We start from the raw sequence: 23568 nt of genomic DNA, 5'->3' as shown, positions 1-23568 counted from the left end.
GCCCGATATGAGCTATTAAAAATAAAATTTTATTTCGGATGAGGATTTTGTGTTTGTTCATTTTAATGATAAGTGGTTGGGTTACCGCCGCGCAGCAGCAATATAAAAAAACAGTTGATGGCATAATACTATATCCTGAAAAATCATTTTCAGGGAATGCGGCCGTGCTAAGCGTTCAGGTGATTACACAAAAAATAATAAGGGTAACGGCTTTGCCTGGTCAGGAGCCTGCCCCGAGCGAAAGCCTGGTGGTGTTGCCGGTGCACCGGCAAGCAGGATGGAGCCTTTCCGAAACCAACGATAATAAACTGCTGCTTACCACTGCTGCGCTTAAAGTAACTATTGATAAAAAAACCGGGACGGTGAGCTATGCTGATAAAAAAGGACATGTTTTGCTGAGTGAGCGGGCTGCAACCGGCAGGCATTTAAAACCGGTGGTATGGGAAGGAGAGCCGCTGTATAGCATCAGGCAAACCTTTGATATGTCTGCAGATGATGCCTGGTACGGGCTTGGCCAGCACCAGGAGGATATGTACAATTATAAAGGCCAGCAGGTATTGCTGTTCCAGAATAATACCGAAGTAGCTGTTCCCTTTTTAGTATCAAAAAATAACTACGGGCTGCTTTGGGATAACTACTCGCTTACCAAAGTAGGTGATACCCGTAATTTCCAGTCTTTATCCTCTTTAATATTATTCGATAAACAAGGCAACCAGGGCTGGCTGACGGCTACTTATGGCAATGATAAAAATAATCCGTCAAAAGATATAGTTAAGGCTGAGTCTGAGATTAACTATGCCTATGTAAATGACAGTAAACTGCACCTGCCTCCTGGTTTTAAGGCAGACAAAGGCCTGGTGAGCTGGGAGGGAAGTATAGCCAGTGGCTTGGAAGGGGTACATAAAATACGGCTTACGTATGCGGGCTATACTAAAGTCTGGATTGATGGAAAGCTCTTATTCGATAAATGGCGTCAGGCCTGGAATCCCGGCTCGGGTGTTATTAATTTTAATTTTGAAAAGAATAAAAAGTACCCCATCCGTATTGAATGGATACCAGATGGCGGTGAATCTTATCTTACCGTAAAATGGCTGCCGCCGGTTGGTAAAGATCATGAGAACAGTTATACGTTTGACAGTGAAGCGGGTAAACAGCTGGATTATTATTTCGTATATGGCGATGATGTAGATGATGTAATAAGCGGTTACAGGCAATTGACAGGCAAAGCCGTATTGATGCCCAAATGGGCCATGGGTTTCTGGCAAAGCCGGGAGAGATATAAAACCCAGGACGAGCTTACAGGTGTGTTAAACGAGTTTAGAAAAAGAAAAATTCCATTAGATAATATCGTGCTCGATTGGAGCTACTGGCGTGAAGCAGAATGGGGCAGCCAGGATTTTGATGAGAAGCGTTTCCCCGATCCGGATGCAATGATAAAACAGGTGCACGATAATCATGCGCGTATCATGATTTCTGTATGGCCCAAGTTTTATGAAGGAATACCCGTGTACGACAGCTTTAATGCTAAGGGATGGTTATACAAACGAAATATCGCAGACAGGCAGAAAGACTGGATCGCGCAGGGGTACACTTCTACTTTTTATGATGCTTTTAATGAAGAGGCCCGTAAAGGTTTTTGGAACCTGATCAATAAGAAGTTGTATAAGAGAGGTATAGATGCCTGGTGGATGGATGCCAGCGAGCCTGATATTCTTTCTAATGTATCTCCCGAGAGACGTAAGCAGCAGATGGCGCCCACCGCTTTAGGTACAGCAGCTCAGTTCCTTAATGCTTACCCGCTGCAAAATGCCAAAGGTATTTATGAGGGGCAGCGTGGATCAGATCCGGATAAAAGGGTCTTTCTCTTAACGCGTTCGGGCTTTGCCGGTTCGCAACGTTATGCCGCTGCTATATGGAGCGGCGACATTGCCACGCGCTGGGAAGATATGAAGGCGCAGATAAGCGCAGGTATTAATTTCTCTTTATCAGGGCTGCCTTACTGGACAATGGATATAGGTGGTTTTTCTGTTGAAAGGCGGTATGAAAAACCAGCAGAAAAAGATCTGGACGAATGGCGTGAATTAAATACACGCTGGTACCAGTTTGGCGCTTTTACACCTTTGTTCAGGGTACATGGCCAGTTTCCTTTCAGGGAAATATATAATATAGCATCTGAAGGGCATCCTGCCTATAGCAGTATGCTATATTACAACAAGCTGCGTTATCACCTGATGCCTTATATCTATTCACTGGCTGGCAATGCTTATCATAAAGATGGTACCATCATGAGAGCACTGGTGTTTGATTTTGCCTGTGATACCACGGTTACCAATATAGGCGATCAATATATGTTCGGCCCTTCTTTACTTATTAATCCGGTTTATGCTTATAAAGCAACGCAAAGAAAATTATACCTGCCCGCAGGGCAGGGCTGGTACGACCTGTACACGGGCAGATACTATACCGGGGGGCAGTATATAACGGTTGCTGCACCTTATGAGCGGATGCCTGTGTTTGTTAAGGAAGGTACTGTGATCCCGGCGGGGCCTGTCTTACAGTATACCGATGAAAAACCTGCCGATCCTGTTACATTGTATGTGTATGGGGGTAAAGATGCTATGTTTACGTTGTATGAAGATGAGGGTTTGAATTATAACTACGAAAAGGGAGCGTACGCCTATATTACTTTCAGGTATGATCAGGCCGGTAAAACACTTACTATAGAAGACAGGAAGGGCGGGTTTCCCGGTATGCTGAAACAACGGACTTTTTATGTCAGGCTAATTAACCGGTCAAAGCCATCAGCTTTTGATTTCGACGAAAGAACGGGTATTCCTGTTACCTATAAAGGCAAGAAAATTATTGTGAAATTATAATGAACAGGCTATGAAACAAATTGTAAATATTATGATCCTGTTAGGGAGCCTGGTTCCGGCTATTATATCAGCCCAGCCTGTAAAAGAGATAGGGAAGCTACAGGTAATAGGTACGCAACTAAGTGATGAAAAGGGCCGCCCGGTGCAATTAAAAGGCATGAGCTTTGGATGGAGCTGCTTTCATCCAAGGTTTTATACAGCCGGTGCTGTAAAGGAATTGAAAGAAAAATGGCATGCTAATGTGGTAAGAGCGGCATTGGGCGTAGAGCCTGAAAAGGGATACCTCCATAACAGGGAAGCCTCCTTTAAATTGATCAAAACCGTTATTGATGCGGCTATTAAAGAAGGTATTTATGTTATCGTAGACTGGCATAGTCATAACATCAACCTGCCGGAAGCAACACTTTTCTTTGAAGAGATCGCCCGGCTGTATAAGAATTATCCCAATATCATTTATGAAATATTCAATGAGCCCGATGATGAAACCTGGCCCCAGGTAAAAGCGTATGCTGAGGAAGTGATAAAAGCTATCCGGGCTATAGACAGCGCTAATATTATTCTGGTAGGTACGCCTCATTGGGATCAGCATCTTCACCTGGCTGCGGAAGACCCTGTTAAGGGCTTTGGTAACCTGATGTACACCATGCACTTTTATGCAGGTACGCATAAAAAGGAATTGCGCGACAGAACAGATGCTGCCATTGCCAAAGGGTTGCCTGTTTTTATTTCAGAATCGGCAGGAATGCTCGCAACCGGCGATGGGCCTATTGATAAAGACGAATGGGAGGCCTATATCCGTTGGATGAAAACACGGAAACTGAGCTGGGTTACCTGGTCAGTCTCAGATAAAGATGAAACCTGTTCTGTATTGAATAAGTCGGCGGCATCGGATGGCAACTGGAAAGAAGAGGATATTAAGCTCTCCGGTAAGATGGTGCAGCAATATTTAAAAGATTTTTAAAATTGAAGATTGTATGTGCCGATTCGTAAGAAAATACTGGGAACGGCTTTTAATAGTAAGTTTCCTGTTGTATGTATGCTTCTTTTCCCTGTACGCGGGCGCTATGTTTTTCCCTGCCAGTCATGCTGCCATTCGCTATACAGGCCGTTTTCAGGAGGTGGGCGATGTAAGGCGCCTGTGGTCGCCCGGCGCTTATTTTGAGTTTGCTTTTACAGGCGATACCTGTAGACTGATACTAGCTGATGAGTTGCGTTATGGGGTACAGCATAATTATATAGAGATACAGTTAGACAATGAGCCCGCGCTTCGGTTAAGGCTTCAGTCAAACAGAGACACGATCACGTTGATACCAATTCTAAAAAAGAAAAAGCATACGCTACTTGTAGCAAAGAATACAGAAGCCTCTATTGGTTATATAGATGTGATAGGAGTACAGGCTTCAGCTATAGCTTTTCATAAAAGCTCCGGGAATTGTTTGATCGAATTTATAGGCGATTCTATCACCTGTGGCGCTTCTGCCGATACCAGCCTTGTAAAATGTGGTGCCGGCCGCTGGGAAGATCAGCATAATGCCTATATGGCTTATGGACCGGTAACCGCACGTAAGCTGCATGCAGATTGGATATTAAGTTCGGTATCGGGTATCGGACTCATGCACAGTTGCTGTAATATGACCATTTTAATGCCGCAGGTATTTGATAAAATAGATACAGGAAAGGATTCGGTTCAGTGGGATTTTAAAAGATATACTCCCCGTGTGGTGGCTATTTGCCTGGGACAAAACGACGGGATACAGGATGCCGGTGCTTTTGAAAAAAAGTATGTAGCCTTTACCAGACAGGTACGGCTTTATTATCCTCAAGCTACCATTGTATTGATGACATCGCCAATGGCCGATGAACGGCTGAAATTCTTTATGGCTCAGCGTTTAAAGAATGTGGAACTGGAGTTAAGGCGAAATGGCGACAACAACATTACGTATTTCGTTTTTAAAGGCAGGTATATTTCGGGTTGCGATTATCATCCTTCTGTAAACGAGCATTCGCAGATTGCCGCGGAATTAGCGACTTTCTTTCAGAAGAATAAATTGTTAAATAAGAAACAAAAAGAATAAAATATTTACGAATGAAAATTGGATTAACGATGCTTGCATCAGCAGTGCTCAGTACTTCCTGCATAGCACAAACTTCAGTTATGGTACCTTATAAAAACAAAGAACTGCCGGTAGCCCAACGTGTTTCGGATCTGCTCAAACGCATGACAATAGAAGAAAAAGCTGGCCAGTTGAACCAACTGAACGGTGGTGTTTTTACCGGCCCTGCTTTAAATGATATAGGGCAGCAGGGCAAAATGAAAGCAGTACAGGAAGGGCTGGTAGGCTCTATGTTAAATGTGAATGGTGTGGCCGAAACCAAAGCCATTCAACAGATAGCGGTTGAAAAAAGCAGGCTGGGTATCCCCTTACTATTCGCATATGATGTAATACACGGTTATAAAACGATCTTCCCCATTCCTCTGGCAGAAGCTTGCAGCTGGAATTTAAAACAGGTTGAGAAAAATGCGTCCGTTGCTGCGCTCGAAGCGTCGGCATCCGGTATTCACTGGACATTTGCGCCTATGTGCGATTTAAGTAACGATCCCCGCTGGGGACGGGTAATGGAAGGTATCGGCGAAGACCCCTGGTATGGATCCCTGTTGTCTGCTGCAAGGGTAAAAGGTTTCCAGGGTAATTTATCAGCACATAATATCCTGGCTTGTGTTAAGCATTACGCTGCTTACGGTTTGGCAGAAGCAGGACGCGAGTATAATGTAACCGATGTTTCCAGAACGGCCTTATGGAACAAATATATGCTGCCTTATAAGAAAGCAGTTGAAGCGGGTGCACTCACTGTAATGAATGGTTTTACAACCCTGGACGGAGTGCCGGTTAGCGCCAGTAAATACCTGGTTACAGAAGTGTTAAAAAAGAAATGGGGTTTTAAAGGCATGGTGGTAAGCGACTGGAACTCTTTTGGAGAAATGATTAGCTGGGGTTATGCCGCAGATGAGGAGGATGTAGCGTATAAAGCATTTAAGGCAGGCAGCATGATTGACATGGAATCGAAAGTGATGTATAAGTATATTCCCGGGTTGGTAAAAAAAGGAAAGATCTCGGGAAAAGAATTAGATGAAGCCGTGAGCAGGATATTAACCGTCAAGTTTAGGCTGGGACTTTTTGACGATCCGTATAAGTATGCCGATGAGGAAAGAGAAAAAAATAACATACTTACAGCTGCCAATCGCAAAGAAGCACTGACCGCAGCACAGGAATCTATAGTGCTGTTAAAAAATGATAATAAAGCATTGCCGGTGGGTAAGGGCGCTAAAGTAGCGCTGATAGGTGTTCTGGCTGACAGTAAAGACGATATGTATGATTTTTGGATTGCTAAAGGCGATGCGCAGCAGGCGGTTAGTTTACGTGAAGGGCTGGCAAATGCTAATATACAGCATTCGTATAACGAGGGTTACCGGTTGAATGGCGCAGCCGATGCGGCTTTGATGAACGAAGCAGTAAATGCTGTGGCAAATGCGGATGTGGCCATTGTGAATATAGGTATATCCGGTAAGCTGGCCGGGGAAGACCGGTCGCTGGCGAATCCTGTAGTGCCACAAAATCAGATAGAGCTGATAAAAGCGCTGAAGCAAACCGGGAAGCCTGTAGTAGCAGTAATAGCAGCAGGCCGTCCGTTAATTCTTACAGAATTATTACCCCATGTGGATGCCATATTATATACCTGGATATTAGGTATTGAAAGTGGTAATGCTATTGCCAGTGTAATAAGCGGAACATATAACCCTTCGGGTAAAACAGTAATGAGCTTTCCTTATACCGTAGGCCAGGTACCTGTGTACTATAATCATTTTAATACCGGCCGGCCAACTGCAACGGATGGGGCAGGAAATTGGTATAGCCGTTATCGAGATATTCCTAATGAACCCTTATTCCCGTTTGGATTTGGTTTAAGCTATACTACCTTCTCGTATGGTAAGATGGCTATAAACAATACAACACTTAAAAGAGGAGAAGTGCTCACGGTTGAAGTACCGGTAACAAATACCGGCGACAGGGACGGGGAAGAAGTGGTACAGTTATATATAAGAGATATTACTGCTTCGATTGTAAGGCCGGTGAAGGAGCTGAAGGGATTTGAAAAAATAGCATTAAAGAAAGGTGAAACCACTAAGGTGAAGTTCACAATTGGTACAGAAGAACTTTCATTTTACAATGAACAGGGAGATCTGGTCTTTGAACCAGGGAGGTTTGAAGTATTTGCAGGCGGTAACTCCAAAGAGGTGCAGGGCCTGGATTTTGAAGTATGGTAAGAGGGCATATAATATTTAAGGCCGGGGCTGACTAAAAAAGTAATGTCGGCCTGAGGCAAATAATAGGAAGATGATATTCTTTTTTATCCGGCGGTTTCTGCGTCAGGTTTTGAATAATGGCAGCGCCTGCTGTTTCTAAAATAATATACGAATGAAAAAGATATATTTATTAGGTTGGCTTTCGGTGTTCTGTAATATAATACTTGCACAGGTTTCGCCGTCAGACAAATATGCGACGGCCGAGACCCGGCGGCTTTTGAGCAACCTGCAAAAAATGATGCTCAGGGGATACCTGGTTGGGCATCAGGACGATCTGGCTTATGGAGTTAAATGGAAGTATGAGCAGGGCCGTAGCGATATAAAAGATGTAACAGGTGATTATCCGGGTATTTATGGCTGGGAGCTGGGAAACCTGGAGCTAGGGAAAGATAAAAATTTAGATGATGTGCCTTTTGATAAAATGCGGGATTATATCATCAGCGCCTACCAGCGTGGCGCTGTGATTACGATTAGCTGGCATGTCAATAATCCTTTTACCGGTAAAAATGCCTGGGACCCTGCTCCCGGTTCAGTAGCGGCTGTTTTGCCGGGTGGCAGCAGGCATCTGGTGTTTAAAGAATACCTCGATAAAGTAGCTGTTTTTTTACACGAGCTAAAAGGGCCGAAGGGAGAGGCCCTCCCTGTACTATGGCGGCCTTTTCATGAGCATACCGGGGGATGGTTCTGGTGGGGCGTAAAAAGCAGCACCAATGAAGAGTTTAAGCAACTGTTTCGTTTTTCGGTAGATTATTTAAGGAATGAAAAGCATTTACATAATTTATTGATAGGGTATAATACCGGTACAGAATTTACCAGTGATACGCAATTTTTAGAGCGCTATCCCGGCGATGATTATGTAGATATCCTGTCTTTCGATACCTATCAACGGGGAGAAGCACAATATGATCCGGGATTTGTAAAAATGCTGGACAGTGGATTAGAGATAATAAGTGGTATAGCCAAAAAGCGGAATAAGATACCCGCAGTAGGGGAGATAGGGTTTAGCCAGATCCCGGATAGCAAATGGTTCACACAGACTTTGTATCCTGTGTTTAAGAAACATCAGTTCGCTTATGTTCTGTTCTGGCGTAATGCCGGGTATAAGCCATACGATCAGTCAACAGAGTTTTATGTGCCCTACAAAGGCCATGCTGCTGCGAAGGATTTTGCCGACTTTTATAAAAAGCCCGAAACATTTTTTGAGAAAGATGCGGCTAAGCTCAAATTATACCATTAGCTTAAGCGAAGGCTGTGTGAAGCGTCCGATCCCGGCATACATTCCTGCCTTGAACGTTTACTATATCGCCTCCGGACGATAGACCAACGAACCAAACGGTACCTGCAGCACCATGAGTGTATTGTAAAATACTTTTGTGTACCGAACCGCCGGGTTATGCGGTTTCTGCTACGGCCGTTCTTTTCCAGGTTGTTTTCTTGCCAAACGCTTTTCCGCTGTCGGTCATCTTTATGGTTTCCAGTTCTATGGTCCATACTTCACCCGGCATGGCAAGCGCAAAAGGAAACCGAAAGTGATATGTGGCGCCCGCGTTCCGGGTTAAAGGTTCACCTGCTGCAATCAGCCTGCCTGTAAACTGTACGCCCTGAACCAGCATTTTCTTTAGCTTATCCGGCAATATGGTTCCGGAAACAATAGTATTTCGCTGAAGTATCTTCGAATGTTGGGTAGTAGAGGAAGATTTGTAGTATAACAATCCTTCCTTATTGTTTAAGGCGTAAAAACAGCTGAATGAATAAGGGTTTCCCTGTTCATCCACGCAGCAAACGCTTGCGCAGGTTTGTTTTTCTAAAAACGTTACGATCTCTGAAGGTATGGGACTCATGATAACTTTATGATTTTTACAGGACAGGCTATAGCTACTTCCGCCGCCAATGCCTTGTCCCATTCTTTAATTTCTAAAACAAAAGTTTTGTTCTTCTTCTCCGCTTTAATAAGCGTGGCTTTACCGTCGCGCTTCGACATGCGCCAGAGGTCCTGCTGCATTTCATAACAAATGCCGCAGCCTATACATTTGTCCCGGTAATGGATCAGCTTACTCATTTTCTGCACGCACGATTTTATATAATTTATCGCGGGGCGTTATTTTTGCCGTTACTGGCAAAGTGATCTTATCTCCTTTGCGGGCTATACCGGCTGGCTCACCGTTCACCGTCAGGGATTGCATGGTTTCTTTTATAAAACCGATATTAGATCCGCTTATCATAATGGTATCTCCGCTTTTAATGCTGCCCGTTTCCACTGTAAACTCCCCAATGCCGATCCTGGGATAATATTTTGTGCCTTTGCCAATATATATCTTTTTCTCTGTTGCTGCTGAGCCCGGGATTTTGGTCCATTCACCCAGTTTTCTGCCGAGATAATAGCCATCCCAGAAACCACGGTTGTACACAGACGCAAGCTGTTCCATATAACCTGCGGTTCTTGCTTCGGAATAAGTACCGTTTGCAATATCGTTCAGCGCATCACGGTAACATTTTGTAACGGTGTACACATAATCTGCTCCCTTGCTCCTGCCCTCTATTTTTAGAATATGAATACCGCTGTTTACCACTTCGTTTAAAAAAGGAAGGGTGCACAGATCTTTGGGAGACATGATATATTCGTTATCAACCACAAGCTGCTGGCCGGTTTCAAGGTCGGTTACTTCATAAGGGCGGCGGCAATTCTGCACACAGGCTCCCCGGTTAGCCGATGCGTTTTGAGTATGCAGACTTAGATAGCATTTACCCGAAACCGCCATACAAAGTGCCCCATGCCCGAAAATTTCCACTTTCAGCAGTTCACCCGACACGCCACGGATGTCTTTGCGTATAATTTCATTACAAATATTTTCCACCTGTTTCAGTGTGAGCTCCCGGGCCAGCACCACAACATCAGAAAATCTTGAGAAAAATTTTACCGCTTCAATATTGCTGATATTGGCCTGGGTGGAAATATGCAAAGCAATGCCCATGCGGTTACATTGCTCAATCACTGCAAAGTCTGAAGCAATCACCGCATCAATACCCTGCTGCTTTACTTCTTTTAGTATATTGTCTAATAGCCTCAGGTCATGTTCATATACTATGGTGTTAAGCGTGATGCAGCTTTTCACACCCTGTTTTTTACATCGTTCCGCTACTTCAGCAATATCTTCAATCGAAAAAGGAGGAGTAGAGCAGGTGCGCATATTCAGCTGCTCCACCCCAAAATATATAGCATCCGCACCAGCGTCTATACCAGCCTGCAGGGCATCAAAAGAGCCTGCCGGTGATAAGAGTTCTGTTTTTCTGTGTAACATTTCGTGCGCAAAGCTACCGGGAGCAAAACTTTTCAGAAATGATTCTGGTCATATAGGAAGATGAACTATGTTGATATTTTATGAACCCGGGAAGCTGTCTGGCTGAATTGTCAGCTGGTCAACGGCAGGCTTCCATGTTATTCATCCTCCGTTTGCGGAAAGCACATCAGCCAGAAGTAGGTTCATCCCGGGAATCACCCGGGTACTGACCATAAAAGTAATGTCACCCTGTTTCAATGGTTATCCTATCGTGTGGATTAATTCTATAATGTATTCTACATGGTATCCCGCCAGAAGGATATACACTGGTTCCAAATATTATGTAGCTGACTTTTTGCCAGGTAAAATTTATTTTCTATTTTTAATTGTCTAAAAAACAATTAAAATATTATTGCCATGAAGAAATTTTTTTTGCTGTTGTTTACTGCTGCTTTTTATTTCCAGGTAAATGCCCAGGAAATTACTGCTGCTCTTAACACCCGTGAAGCCAGGGCGGTGATCAGTAAGCATATTTACGGACATTTTGCGGAGCATCTAGGCCGTTGTATTTATGACGGTTTTTGGGTAGATGAGAACCTTGATGTAAAAAAACAGGGGCGTATCAGGCTGGATGTGGTAGAAGCATTGAAAAAGATCAGGATCCCTAACCTGCGCTGGCCCGGAGGTTGCTTTGCTGATGAGTATCACTGGCGTGATGGAATCGGAAAACCTGCTGAACGACCCAGAATGGTAAATACCAACTGGGGTGGCGTGTCGGAAGACAACAGTTTTGGAACGCATGAGTTCCTTGAGCTTTGCGAGCTTTTAAATACAGAACCATATGTTGCGGGTAATGTAGGAAGCGGTACGGTAGAAGAAATGGCCAAGTGGGTAGAATACTTAAATTCCCCGGCACAAAGCACCATGACCGAGCTTAGAAAAGAGAACGGGCGTGATAAACCCTGGAAGGTGACTTATTGGGGTGTAGGCAATGAAAGCTGGGGCTGCGGAGGAAATATGACCCCTGCCTATTATGCAGATCTCTATAAAAGGTATGCCACCTATGCAAGAAATTACCCGGGAGCACCATTGAAAAAAATTGCCAGCGGGGCCAATGCCGGCGATTATAACTGGACGGAAACATTAATGAAAAATATTCCACGTAACCAGATGTGGGGGGTTACGCTGCACTATTATACCTTACCTACAGGCGACTGGAATGGAAGTAAAGGCTCTGCTACACAGTTTGATGAAAAAGAATATTTCAATACTATGAAGAATTGCCTGCACATGGAAGAGCTGGTACAAAAACATTCGGCCATTATGGACAAATACGATAAAGAAAAAAAGGTGGCTTTGGTAGTAGATGAATGGGGAATCTGGACGGATGTAGAACCAGGTACCAACCCGGGATTTTTATATCAGCAGAACAGCATGCGGGATGCTTTGATAGCAGGCACCACATTGAATATCTTTAATAATCATGCAGATCGTGTAAAGATGGCTAACCTGGCACAGACTGTAAATGTGCTGCAATCTATTGTTTTAACGAAGGGTAAAGAAATGCTGCTTACACCTACTTATTATGTGTTTGAGTTGTTTATGAATCATATGGATGCCAGGCTGATCCCTTTTGCCTTTACTACTCCTGATTATGTAAACGGCAACAGTAAAATACCCGCAGTGAATGCTTCTGCTTCGCTTGACTCCAACGGAAAAGTGCATATCACTTTCGTAAATATTGATGCCGGTAAAGACATTACAGTAAGGGCCTCTTTGAACGGTAAAAAATATAAAACGGTTAACGGACGCATCCTTACTTCCAAAAGCTTTACAGATATCAACACTTTTGAGAATAAAACAAAAGTGGTTCCTGTTGCTTTTAAAGAGGTAAAAATTGAAAAAAATGATTTGATCGTAAAATTACCTAAACTTAGTATTGTAAGTATTACATTGGATTAATAAGTTAATCACTGCAGTGAAATAATGGTGATTATAGCTGCAGCTATTAAGCACAATACTTACATGCTTACATCATTGTTTTCCGGTACTCCGATGGTGGATATCCTAATTTGTTTTTGAATGTTTTATTAAAATGCGAGATCGTGTCAAACCCGCACTCCGTGCTTATCTGGTAAATATTCTTCTCATCCAGCAGCAATAATTTACAGGCATAATCTATGCGCATATCCATTAAGTAGGATTTGAAGGATTTGCCCGTTTTGGTTTTAAAAAAACGGCAGAATGCAGAATTATTCATAGCAGCAAATGACGCAACCTCTTTCAGGCTGATTGGTTGTGTATAGTGGCTATTTAAATAAGACAATACCATGTCAATTCTCGAACTATCGCTTGCTGCTTTTTCAGCAAAATTGGAATGAGATATGATTCGTTTGAATTGATTTTCTGCCATTGCCTGTAAAAGCTGGAGAAAAGACATGAACTGTTCCAGCCCTTTTTTCTTAGGGATGCTCTCCAGCAACTCTTTCATTTTTGCTGAACTTCCGGCCGGAAAGTAGATACCATGCTGGGCCTTTTCAAGCAGTTTCTTTATTTTCCTGAGATGGGGATAATGATTGACCGAATAATACATAAAATCTTTCTCAAACTGAATAATGCTTCCATTTACCCTTAGATTATTATCTTCAGAGGAGTATATATCATCACTCTTCATATAGTGGGGTAGGTTGGATCCCATCAGCATACTATCGCCGTCATTGTACTTGTCAATATTGTTTCCGATAAACCTTGTTCCGGCGCCCTTTTTTATATAAATAATTTCATATTCGGGGTGGAAATGCCACGGATAGGTAAAGTACTTGTAGTCAAAATGCCGGGCCTTAAGTGGTGATATTTTGGAAATAGTAAGATGTTCATTTATGATGGTTCTCATAAAAATAAATCTTGCAAATATTGAATAAGTATATGCAAAATTAGGAAAATATATTTGTTGGGCTTTGAACTAAATTTGTGCATTGTTTAAATTAGTTAAAATAAATGCTTGTTTTATGAGTGATATATTTAGTATTCAGGGTAAGGTTGCGGTAATAACAGGAGCAGGTGGAGTGCTCGGTGGCAGCATAGCAAAAAGTTTTGTTCAGGCCGGTGCCAAAATCGTGGCAATCGATATCCGCCAGGAAAATATTGATAATATAGTAAAAGAATTAACGGAGCTGGGCGGTGAGGCGATGGGTGTGGTTGGAAATGTGCTGGATATTGAAAGCCTGGAAAACGTAGCCGGAGAAGCGTTGGCAAAATGGGGCCACATCGATATTCTGTTGAATATTGCGGGGGGTAATACTCCGGGCGGAACACTGGCCCCCGACAAATCATTTTTTGATATGCCTGTACCGGAGTGGGAAAAAGTAACCCACTTAAATTTAAACGGTACGGTTTATCCTTCTATGGTTTTTGGTAAAGTAATGGCTGAACAAAAAAGCGGTTCTATTATCAATATATCTTCCATGGCTGCGTATTCTGCTATTACCCGGGTTCCGGGTTATTCGGCAGCTAAAACTGCTGTAAGCAATTTTACACAATGGCTGGCTTCGGAAGTGGCATTGAAATTTGGCGACAAAGTGCGGGTAAATGCTTTAGCTCCGGGTTTCTTTATTGGAGATCAGAACCGCGCCGTGCTTATCAATCCAGACGGTTCCTTAACTGAAAGAAGTAAAAAAGTGCTGGCTAAAACCCCAATGGGTCGTTTTGGTGATATCGCTGAATTGAACGGTGCTGTCCGGTTTTTGTGTAGTGATGCGGCCAGTTTTATTACAGGTGTTGTGCTTCCTGTTGATGGTGGCTTCAGCGCCTTTAGTGGTGTTTGATTAATAAAAATTGTTTAATATGGAAAAAACCTGGCGATGGTTTGGCAAAAAAGATAAGATCACTTTGCCCATGCTGCGGCAGATAGGAGTGGAGGGTATTGTAACCGCTTTGCATCATATTCCTAACGGCGAAGTATGGACATCGGAAGCCATACTGGATCATAAAAAGTTTATTGAAGATGCCGGCCTGCGCTGGTCAGTAGCAGAAAGCCTGCCCGTAAGTGAGGCGATTAAATATGGCGGTGCAGAAAGAGACCGGCTGATCGACAATTATATCGTAAGTCTTGAAAACCTGGGGAGGGCCGGTATTCGTACCATCTGCTACAACTTCATGCCGGTCATAGACTGGATACGCACAGAGCTGGACTATAAATTACCTGATGGAACCTCAACATTGTTTTTCGATAAAACAAAATTTGCTTATTTCGATATCTATATTCTGAAAAGAAATAATGCAGTGCTCGATTATACCGAAATTGAGTTGGAAAAAGTAAAAGAGCTGGATAAGGTGATTACTGAAAAAGAGAAGAACCAGTTGATTGATACTATTATTGTAAAAACCCAGGGCTTCATTAATGGTAATATCAGGGAGGGCGATCAGGACCCGGTAGCTATTTTTAAGCGGCTGCTGAGTTTGTACGATGGTATTGATAAAAATGGTTTGCGTGCAAACATGAAGTATTTCCTTACCCGCATTATGCCGGTGTGTGAGCAGTATGGTATCAATATGTGCGTGCACCCTGATGATCCGCCCTACCAGATGCTGGGTTTACCGCGTATTGTAACCAATGAAGAAGATATTAGCTGGATATTACAGGCAGTAGACAATCCACACAACGGGTTAACATTTTGCGCCGGTTCTTTAAGCTCGGGTTTGACCAATGATGTACCTTCAATGGCAAGGAAATTTGCCGGTCGTACGCACTTTGTGCATCTGCGTAGCACAGATATTCTGGAAGGGGGAAACTTTATGGAGGCTTCCCATCTCGAAGGCAGGGGGCGGCTGATAGAAGTAGTGAGCGTTTTTGAAGAAGTGAACCCCTCGCTACCCATGCGCGTGGATCATGGGCGCCTGATGCTGGATGATGCGGATAAAGGCTACAATCCCGGCTATTCTTTTCATGGACGTATGTATGCTCTGGCGCAGATAGATGGAGTAATGGCCACTGTAAAGCAGCTAAGGTCTTAGTTATAGATATAAGCGGAGCGTATTAGGCATATCTGAAACGAAAATAACGGGCGCCGGCTCACAGTAGCAGGGTGGCTTTGAAGTTTTATATTGCATATGGTTTTGCAAAAAAAACAATGAAATAAACCTTGCCCAATGATGGTAGACGATTAACTAAGGCGTGTTTACCGGAAAAAGATCAGGGCTGGTACCGTAAGAAGCGGAGTATAAAAACTTGTAATAAATAAAAGCAAATTATGGAACAGGAGCTATTTAGTATTAAAGGTAAAGTAGTAGTTATTACCGGAGGCTGCGGCGTATTAGGATCAGATATGGCAGCTTATTTGGCAAAAAATGGTGCCCGGATTGTGGTGCTGGATCGTGATAAGGAACGTGGGGATAATCTGGTGAATAAGATTATAGCAGACGGGGGTGAGGCGCTTTTTATGGAAACGGATGTTTTAAAAAAAGAAGTACTGGAGCACAATCGTACTGCTATACTTGAAGCCTACGGAAAAATTGATGTACTAATTAATGCTGCCGGCGGCAATATGGCTGGCGCAACCATTGGTCCTGATAAAACTATTTTTGATTTAGATATTGATGCCTTTAAAAAAGTAGTAGATCTTAATTTGTTCGGAACCGTAATACCTACCATGGTATTTGCCAAAGCTATGGTAGATACGGGCTCGGGTAATATCATTAATATCTCCTCCGAATCAGCTTTGCGCCCTTTAACACGGGTAGCAGGTTATGGTTCAGCCAAAGCTGCTGTATCTAATTTTACCAAATTTATGGCAGGAGAACTGGCTATGAAATTTGGCCCCAATTTTAGGGTAAATGCATTAGCTCCGGGCTTTTTTATTACAGAGCAAAACAGAACTTTGTTAACCAATACAGACGGCTCTTATACGGATCGTGCTAAAACCATACTGGCACATACCCCTTTCAATCGTTTTGGCGATGCCGATGAACTGTTGGGTTCGGTGCATTATCTCATTAGCGATGCCTCAAAATTTGTAACCGGAACTATATTAGTGATTGATGGCGGTTTTGATGCCTTTTCCATTTAATACACCCGGCATTTAAAGCATATAAATTTCTATTTAAAATAATTAAACGATACTTTAAAATGAAGCTATTTGAACAAACCTGGCGTTGGTATGGCCCTAACGATCCGGTATCACTTTGGGATATCAAGCAGGCCGGGGCTACCGGCATTGTTACCGCATTGCATCATGTGAAAAACGGTGAAGTATGGACGGTTGAAGAAATTCAAAAAAGAAAAGGCGAAATTGAATCAGTAGGATTAACCTGGTCGGTAGTGGAAAGTGTACCGGTGCATGAGCATATCAAAACGCAGGAAGGCGATTTTCAAAAGTATATTGAGAACTATAAGCAAAGCATTCGCAACCTGGCCGCATGCGGTGTTATGATTGTTACATATAATTTTATGCCAGTGCTGGATTGGACGCGTACCGATCTGGCCTACACGATGCCTGATGGTTCTAAAGCATTGCGTTTTGAACGTGCTGCTTTTATTGCTTTTGATGTGTTCTTGCTGAAAAGGCCTGATGCAGAAAGAGATTATACCGAAGAAGAGCTCAGTAAGGCTAAGGTACGCCTGGAAGAAATGGCTCAGGAAGAAAAAGATCAGCTGGTGCGTAATATGATCGCCGGCCTGCCTGGTGCAGAAGAAAGCTTTACTCTGGAAGCGTTTCAAAAGCAATTAGATCGCTATAACAATACGGATGCGGAAAAGCTCCGTTCCAATCTTATTTATTTTTTGTCGGAAATAGCACCGGTTGCAGATGAAGTGGGTGTTAAGCTGGCGATACATCCGGATGATCCGCCTTATGCCATATTGGGCTTGCCCCGTATTATGAGCACCGAAAGTGATTTTCTAAAGTTGACGGAAGCGGTACCCAATCAGTCGAACGGTTTGTGCTATTGCACGGGTTCTTTTGGCGTGATTGCACAAAACAACCTGCCGCAAATGTTGAAGAATCTTGGAGACAGGGTGAATTTTATACATCTAAGATCTACGCAACGTGATGCAGCAGGCAACTTTTACGAAGCCAATCACCTCGAAGGCGATGCGAATATGTATGCGGTGATGAAGGAGCTGGTATTATTGCAGCAAAAAAGGCAGATTTCCATTCCTGTAAGGCCCGATCATGGCCATCAGATGGTGGACGATCTTAAAAAGAAGACCAACCCGGGATACTCCTGTATCGGCCGTTTACGAGGACTGGCAGAATTGCGCGGATTGGAAATGGGTATCGCCCATTCTATTTTATAAGATGATTTAAATGGATTGTTGTTAATTGGTTTGCAGGCTGGTCCGTTTGGGTTCCAGCCTGTTTTTATGGTGGTATTTGTCCGTTCATAGCTGTCTGAGTGAAGTGTGTCCTGACGGTCGTCAGGCAGGCTCGCTTCACAATAGCTTTTTATCAGCTTGCTGCTGTAAAAAAGGGCAATTTGTTAAACACCCGCATAAAGTATGGGCAACTTCGGCGGCTATAGCTTATTTTTATAGCATGGTTTTTACAATTGGAAACAGCGATATAAATATTTCGGTAGCGGCCAAAGGGGCCGAGTTGCAAAGCATAAAGCATCTGAAAACAGGACAAGAGTATATGTGGAGCGGAGATCCTGCTTTTTGGGGCAAGTACTCCCCGGTACTGTTTCCTGTTGTTGGTACATTAAAAGAAGATACCTGTTATTTTGAGGGCAGGGCCTATCAGATGCCAAGGCACGGATTTGCCCGCGATATGGTATTCGGGCTGTACCGGCAAACTTCTGATACGCTTTCTTTTTTGCTGGAAAGCAGTGCGGACACTTTGAGCAGGTATCCTTTTCCCTTTCATTTTTTTATAGATTACAGTATAGAGGGCCAATCGCTGCATGTAACGTACCGCGTGGTAAATACCGGCTCCGCGAATATGTATTTTTCTGTTGGAGGACACCCTGCCTTTCGTGTGCCTCTGTTTGAAGGCGATAGTTATGAAGATTATATACTCCTGTTCAATGAAATTGAAACTGCCGGTAAGTGGCCCATAACATCTGCCGGCTTATTAGAGAAAGAGGCGGTTCCTTTTTTCCGGGGTCAAAACAGTATCAGGTTACAGAAGCAGTTATTCGAGAAAGATGCGATAGTATTAAAGCATCTCAAAAGCAATAGTGTACAATTATTATCGCAACGATCGGGGAAAGGGTTCCGGTTCGATTTTCCCGGCTTTCCTTACCTGGGTATTTGGGCTTCAAAAAATGCTGACTTTGTTTGTATAGAGCCCTGGTGTGGTGTTGCAGACAGTGTAACTTCGGATCAGCAATTGATCAATAAGGAAGGGATCAATAGTATCGGGTCGGAGGACGAATTTGTAAGAACCTGGAGCTTTACGGTTATTTAGCCCTCCACATCGTATTTTAAAGTTGTATCTATACAACAGTATAATAGCTTCAAAAGCATCCTTACTTTTTTTCCACCCGGAAAATTTTTAAAATTGATGCTTTGTGATACTATGTGGCGGCATTTCTTTATAGAGGCCACCTTAAAAAAATATTAAACTTTTACGCTTCTCGCTTTTATCAATTATCTTTCGCTTTGTTTAAGTAATGAGGCGGTTAATTTTTTCACTTTTACTGATCACGCTGTTTTCTGTTGGTTATGCGCAGCAGAAGTTTACCCTGAGCGGAACGGTACGTTCGCAGCGTACCGGAGAAACCGTTATCAATGCCAGTATCCGATCTACCAGCAGTACTGAAGGGATCAGTAGCAATGAATATGGTTTTTATTCTATCACATTGCCTGCCGGTGAATATGTAATAGAATATTCAGCGGTTGGCTTTGAAACCATAGCTGAAAAAATAAGGCTGGATCAGAATATATCAAAAAATATTACCCTGTCCGATGAGATTAAAGACCTGGAAAATGTAACAATATCGGCCTCCGGTAAAGGCCGCACTATTACAGGTACACAAATGGGAGTAGAACGGCTCAGCATAACGGAAGTAAAGACTATTCCTATGCTGCTGGGAGAACGGGATATTTTAAAAGCCATCCAGTTACTGCCCGGTATAAAGCCGGCGGGAGACGGTAACAGCGGATTTTATGTGCGTGGCGGCAGCGCCGATCAGAACCTTATTTTACTGGACGAGGCACAGGTGTATAATGCATCGCACCTCTTGGGTTTCTTTTCTACCTTTAATTCTGATGCCATTAAAGATATTACTGTTTATAAAGGGGGCATGCCGGCACAATATGGAGGCCGGCTGTCATCTGTGCTTGATGTAAAGATGAACGAGGGCAATAACCAGGCATATGAACTAAGTGGCGGTATAGGCCTTATATCAGCGAAGCTCAACCTGGAAGGCCCTATTCAAAAAAACAGGTCTTCTTTTTTGTTGTCTGGCAGGAGAACTTACGCGGATGTTTTTGTTCCCCTTGCGAAAGACACTACTATCCGCAACAATAAGCTTTATTTTTATGACTACAATGCCAAGCTCAATTATAAAATTGGCCAGAAAGATAATATTTATGTATCCGGGTATTTTGGAAGGGATTATTTAAAGCTGGATCAGCAGTTTGGCATTAACTGGGGGAATATTACCGGCACCGTGCGCTGGAACCATATTTTTAACAGCCGCCTGTTCTCCAACACCTCTTTCATTTACAGTGATTTTGATTATAATATCAATATCAATAATCCTAACAATGATCTGGATATTTATTCAAAGATCCGCGATTTAAACCTCAAACAGGAGTTTCAATGGTATGCGGGAAGCAGGCATGCACTTCGTTTCGGGTTTAATTCCATCTACCATAAAATACGTCCCGGCGATGTTACTTCTTCCGGTGGCACAAGCTTTAATAATTTTTATTTGCAGGATCGGTACTCGTGGGAAAATGCCTTGTTTGTAACCGATACCTGGAAAGCGGCTCCCTGGCTGAATGTTACTTATGGCACCCGTTTAACCTCGTTTGCTATATTAGGCGCAGGTGATTTTTACGAGGTAGATGCCGATGGAAATGTAACCGATACCCTAACTTATGCAAAAGGAGCAATAGTAAAAAATTACCTGAACCTGGAACCCCGCCTGGCAGCCAGTTTCATCATCGATAAAACATCCTCTTTCAAAGCATCCTATGTACGCAATGTGCAAAACCTGCACCTGATGTCTAATTCAACCACCGGTGCACCAACTGATAAATGGCTGGCAAGTACCAATATTATAAAACCTGAAATTGCTGATTTGTTTTCGTTGGGATGGTATAAGAACTTTGCGGAAAACCGGTATGAGTTCTCAACAGAAACCTACTACAAAAAAATGCACAACCAGATCGATTACAGAACCGGAGCCGATATATTTACCAATGATGCTATTGAATCGCAAATTCTTTTTGGCATGGGCCGTGCTTATGGCTGGGAGCTTTTCCTGAAAAAGAAGACCGGCAAAACCACCGGATGGATCAGCTATACCCTGTCTAAAACAGAAAGAAAAATAAATGGTATTAATGATGGGCAATGGTATAATGCAAGGCAGGATCGTACCCATGATGTAGCCATAGTGTTTAATTACCAGCTTAACAGGAAATGGAACCTTGCAGCCAACTGGATCTATTATACCGGTGATGCGGTTACCTATCCCAACGGGAAATATATTATCGACAATCAGATCGTGTTTTACTATAACAAAAGGAATGCCGACAGGATGCCGGCCTATCATCGTCTTGATCTGGGCGCTACCTGGCTGCTGAAGGATAAAAAGAAATTTACCTCAGAGCTGGCCTTCAGTCTTTTTAACGCTTACGGCAGAGAAAATCCTTATGTTATTACCTTTCGGCAAAGCGAGGAAGACCCTACCCGCACGGAAGCCGTAAAAACCTCTCTTTTTAAATTGGTACCATCCATTTCTTATAATTTTAAGTTTAAATAAGTGTTGTCCATACTAAAGCTCATATTACTGGTGATCGGTGTTTCATTAATTGCAGTGAGCTGCGAAAGAGTGATTCATGTAGGCATACAGGATGCGCCTTCACAATATGTGGTGGAGGGAATTCTTACAGATGACAGTGTATGCCGTGTGCGCGTGTCTATGACCGGTAATTTTTACGATAGTCTTAACCTGTCGGGTGTCAATAACGCACATGTAACCATTACAGAAGAAGGAAAGACTCCGGTAGTTTTAATGCCGGCCTCTGAACGAGGCATTTACCGTGCAAAATTTACCGGCCGCCCGGGCCGCACCTATCATCTGCGGGTAGAACATCCTGCGGGCACATCTAACTCAGGCGAAGTAAAGGTTTTTACCGCAACCTCTACCATGCCCCGAAAAGTACGGCTGGACAGCCTGTATATTACACAAAGGCTTTTCCTGGGGCAAACACGCAATATTGCTACCATACGGTTTAAAGATCCGGCCGAATTGGGGAACGCTTACAGGTTCATTCAGTATGTAGATGGCCGGGCAGAAACTACCATTTTCATTGCCAAAGACGACCTGTTCAACGGGCGTATGGTTACAGACGAGTTACTGATATTTAATAATGAATATACTTTGAAAAAATGCGACCAGGTGCGGGTTGAAATGCAATGTATTGATCAGCCCAACTATTTATTCTGGTACAGCCTGAGCCAGGGCTCGCTGGGATCATCACAATCAGCATCGCCCGGGAATCCTGTATCCAATATTAAGGGTGGAGCATTGGGCCATTTTAGCGCACATACGGTTTCTGCCCTGAACATCGCTGTTTTCCCCGATTCTACCTGTAGTTACCCGGCTGATTAAGACTATTTTTGATATGGGAAAACAGAAAAGTACTATATTCACCTGTCGTAAAAAAACGATTTTGCAAAAGTTGACATAATAAGTGGGAGGTATTTTCGTAAAGTACTGTATTTTTAGCTTTCCCATAACCCGGACGTATTTAACTAAAAAATATAAACCAATCTTTACCACGCAGATGAAACAGTTATCTATTAAAGACATAGCGAAAATAGCTGGCGTAGTCCCTTCAACCGTTTCCTTTGTAATAAATGGTAAGGAAAAGGAAATGCGCATTAGCGAAGAGATGGCTGATAAGATCCGAAAGATCATTGAAGAAACAGGCTATGTCCCTAATAAGTCTGCTGCAAGCCTTCGTACCGGGAAAACGCATGTAATCGGGTTGATTGTTGAAGATATATCTAATACTTTTTTTTCCATGCTTGCCAAAGCTATAGAAGATGTGGCTTATAAGGCAGGGTACCGGGTGGTATATTGCAGCACCGAGAACGATGATAAGAAAGGAACGGAGCTGATTAAAATGCTGTATAAACAGGTGGACGGGTTTATTATTACACCATCCAGTGGTATGAAGGAAGAAGTGATAAAGCTGAAGAAAAGTAAAAAACCGGTAGTGCTGCTGGACCGGTATTTTGCTGACGTAAACCTGCCCTGCGTGCTGGTGAATAATAAGAACAGCATTGCGAAGGGAGTAGAATTACTGGTCCAGAAAGGCTATAAAAAAATAGGGTTCATTATAACGGCGCTTGACCAGATGCAGATGAAAGAGCGGCTTAACGTATTTCAGCATAGCATTAAGAAAAGCGGTCTGTATCAATCGCGTTTCATTTTAAAGCTTCCGTTCTCAACAGAGGATGGTGCATATGAAACAGGGATCATGGATTTTTTAAAAAAGAACGATGATGTAGATGCCTTGTTTTTTGCCACGAACTACCTGAGTATTGATGGATTAAAGGTGCTGCAACAATTAAAATGGAAGATCCCCGACCGTGTGGCGGTGCTTTCTTTTGATGATCATGATCTTTTTAAATTGTACAAACCCGCTATTACTGCCATTCATCAACCCATTAAGGAAATAGCCCGCCGGGGAATTGAGATCCTTACCCAATATATGCGTGAGCCGGTAAAGGGGGAAAAAGACGAAACATTGCTGTTGGATGCAGAGCTCATCAACCGCCAGTCTTTATAAGATTTTTTTATAGCACGAGGTTGGGATCTTTGTTAAGGCAAAATTCCCCTTTTCTAATAGCGTTCGTGGTGTAAGCTAAAC

The 23568-nt window shown here is 43.0% G+C and carries 18 protein-coding genes; 14 read left to right on the top strand and 4 right to left on the bottom strand.

The features are described 5' to 3' along the window. Positions 1 to 38: 38 nt before the first annotated feature. From ACYVBM_RS00575 to ACYVBM_RS00555, 5 genes are all read left to right on the top strand, one after another. Positions 39 to 2876, top strand: coding sequence for a TIM-barrel domain-containing protein (locus tag ACYVBM_RS00575; RefSeq protein WP_460683656.1), 2838 nt, complete (start codon positions 39 to 41; stop codon positions 2874 to 2876). Between the two features lie 10 nt (positions 2877 to 2886). Next, positions 2887 to 3837 carry a glycoside hydrolase family 5 protein gene (locus ACYVBM_RS00570; RefSeq protein ID WP_460683655.1) on the top strand — a complete coding sequence of 317 codons (951 nt, stop codon included), beginning with the start codon at positions 2887 to 2889 and terminating at the stop codon, positions 3835 to 3837. Between the two features lie 13 nt (positions 3838 to 3850). After that, positions 3851 to 4951, top strand: coding sequence for an SGNH/GDSL hydrolase family protein (locus ACYVBM_RS00565; RefSeq protein WP_460683654.1), 1101 nt, complete (start codon positions 3851 to 3853; stop codon positions 4949 to 4951). Positions 4952 to 4962: 11 nt separating this feature from the next. Then, the gene (locus ACYVBM_RS00560) at positions 4963 to 7200 is read left to right on the top strand and encodes a glycoside hydrolase family 3 N-terminal domain-containing protein (protein WP_460683653.1); all 2238 of its coding nucleotides are present in this window, start codon (positions 4963 to 4965) and stop codon (positions 7198 to 7200) included. Between the two features lie 151 nt (positions 7201 to 7351). Continuing rightward, on the top strand, positions 7352 to 8476 hold the full coding sequence (locus ACYVBM_RS00555; protein ID WP_460683652.1) for a glycoside hydrolase family 26 protein: 1125 nt from the start codon (positions 7352 to 7354) through the stop codon (positions 8474 to 8476). 154 nt (positions 8477 to 8630) lie between these two features. On the opposite strand, the gene ACYVBM_RS00550 is transcribed toward ACYVBM_RS00555, so the two are convergent. From ACYVBM_RS00550 to ACYVBM_RS00540, 3 genes are read right to left on the bottom strand one after another with little or no spacing between them, the layout of a single operon-like run. After that, positions 8631 to 9080, bottom strand: a complete 450-nt coding sequence (locus tag ACYVBM_RS00550; RefSeq protein WP_460683651.1) for a hypothetical protein — start codon at positions 9078 to 9080, stop codon at positions 8631 to 8633. Beyond that, positions 9077 to 9298 (bottom strand): ferredoxin, encoded by a 222-nt coding sequence (locus tag ACYVBM_RS00545; protein ID WP_460683650.1) that lies wholly within the window; start codon positions 9296 to 9298, stop codon positions 9077 to 9079. The genes ACYVBM_RS00550 and ACYVBM_RS00545 overlap by 4 nt, the downstream gene beginning before the upstream one ends. Next, positions 9291 to 10538: a U32 family peptidase gene (locus ACYVBM_RS00540; protein ID WP_460683649.1), complete on the bottom strand. Its 1248-nt coding sequence runs from the start codon at positions 10536 to 10538 to the stop codon at positions 9291 to 9293. The genes ACYVBM_RS00545 and ACYVBM_RS00540 overlap by 8 nt, the downstream gene beginning before the upstream one ends. A gap of 396 nt (positions 10539 to 10934) precedes the next feature. Between ACYVBM_RS00540 and ACYVBM_RS00535 the strand changes: the two genes are divergently transcribed. After that, positions 10935 to 12479, top strand: coding sequence for an alpha-N-arabinofuranosidase (locus ACYVBM_RS00535; RefSeq protein WP_460683648.1), 1545 nt, complete (start codon positions 10935 to 10937; stop codon positions 12477 to 12479). A gap of 67 nt (positions 12480 to 12546) precedes the next feature. On the opposite strand, the gene ACYVBM_RS00530 is transcribed toward ACYVBM_RS00535, so the two are convergent. Further along, positions 12547 to 13410, bottom strand: coding sequence for an AraC family transcriptional regulator (locus ACYVBM_RS00530; RefSeq protein WP_460683647.1), 864 nt, complete (start codon positions 13408 to 13410; stop codon positions 12547 to 12549). Between the two features lie 115 nt (positions 13411 to 13525). Here ACYVBM_RS00530 and ACYVBM_RS00525 point away from each other — a divergent pair, with 115 nt between their 5' ends. The 8 genes from ACYVBM_RS00525 (at position 13526) to ACYVBM_RS00490 (ending at position 23487) form a co-directional block, all read left to right on the top strand. Beyond that, positions 13526 to 14341: an SDR family oxidoreductase gene (locus ACYVBM_RS00525; protein ID WP_460683646.1), complete on the top strand. Its 816-nt coding sequence runs from the start codon at positions 13526 to 13528 to the stop codon at positions 14339 to 14341. A 19-nt stretch (positions 14342 to 14360) separates the two neighbouring features. Then, positions 14361 to 15530, top strand: a complete 1170-nt coding sequence (gene uxuA, locus ACYVBM_RS00520) for a mannonate dehydratase (protein ID WP_460683645.1) — start codon at positions 14361 to 14363, stop codon at positions 15528 to 15530. A 236-nt stretch (positions 15531 to 15766) separates the two neighbouring features. After that, positions 15767 to 16582, top strand: coding sequence for an SDR family oxidoreductase (locus tag ACYVBM_RS00515; protein ID WP_460683644.1), 816 nt, complete (start codon positions 15767 to 15769; stop codon positions 16580 to 16582). 59 nt (positions 16583 to 16641) lie between these two features. Further along, the gene (gene uxuA, locus ACYVBM_RS00510; protein WP_460683643.1) at positions 16642 to 17811 is read left to right on the top strand and encodes a mannonate dehydratase; all 1170 of its coding nucleotides are present in this window, start codon (positions 16642 to 16644) and stop codon (positions 17809 to 17811) included. 238 nt (positions 17812 to 18049) lie between these two features. After that, positions 18050 to 18922, top strand: coding sequence for an aldose 1-epimerase family protein (locus ACYVBM_RS00505; RefSeq protein ID WP_460683642.1), 873 nt, complete (start codon positions 18050 to 18052; stop codon positions 18920 to 18922). A 205-nt stretch (positions 18923 to 19127) separates the two neighbouring features. After that, positions 19128 to 21449 (top strand): TonB-dependent receptor, encoded by a 2322-nt coding sequence (locus ACYVBM_RS00500; RefSeq protein ID WP_460683641.1) that lies wholly within the window; start codon positions 19128 to 19130, stop codon positions 21447 to 21449. Then, positions 21450 to 22301, top strand: a complete 852-nt coding sequence (locus ACYVBM_RS00495; RefSeq protein WP_460683640.1) for a DUF4249 domain-containing protein — start codon at positions 21450 to 21452, stop codon at positions 22299 to 22301. A 175-nt stretch (positions 22302 to 22476) separates the two neighbouring features. Then, positions 22477 to 23487 carry a LacI family DNA-binding transcriptional regulator gene (locus tag ACYVBM_RS00490; RefSeq protein ID WP_460683639.1) on the top strand — a complete coding sequence of 337 codons (1011 nt, stop codon included), beginning with the start codon at positions 22477 to 22479 and terminating at the stop codon, positions 23485 to 23487. Positions 23488 to 23568 lie beyond the last annotated feature (81 nt).

The sequence above is a fragment of the Niabella aquatica genome, assembly GCF_054779315.1.
The sequence above is the reverse complement of the archived record's forward strand: the minus strand, read 5'-3'. Positions and strand labels throughout refer to the sequence as shown.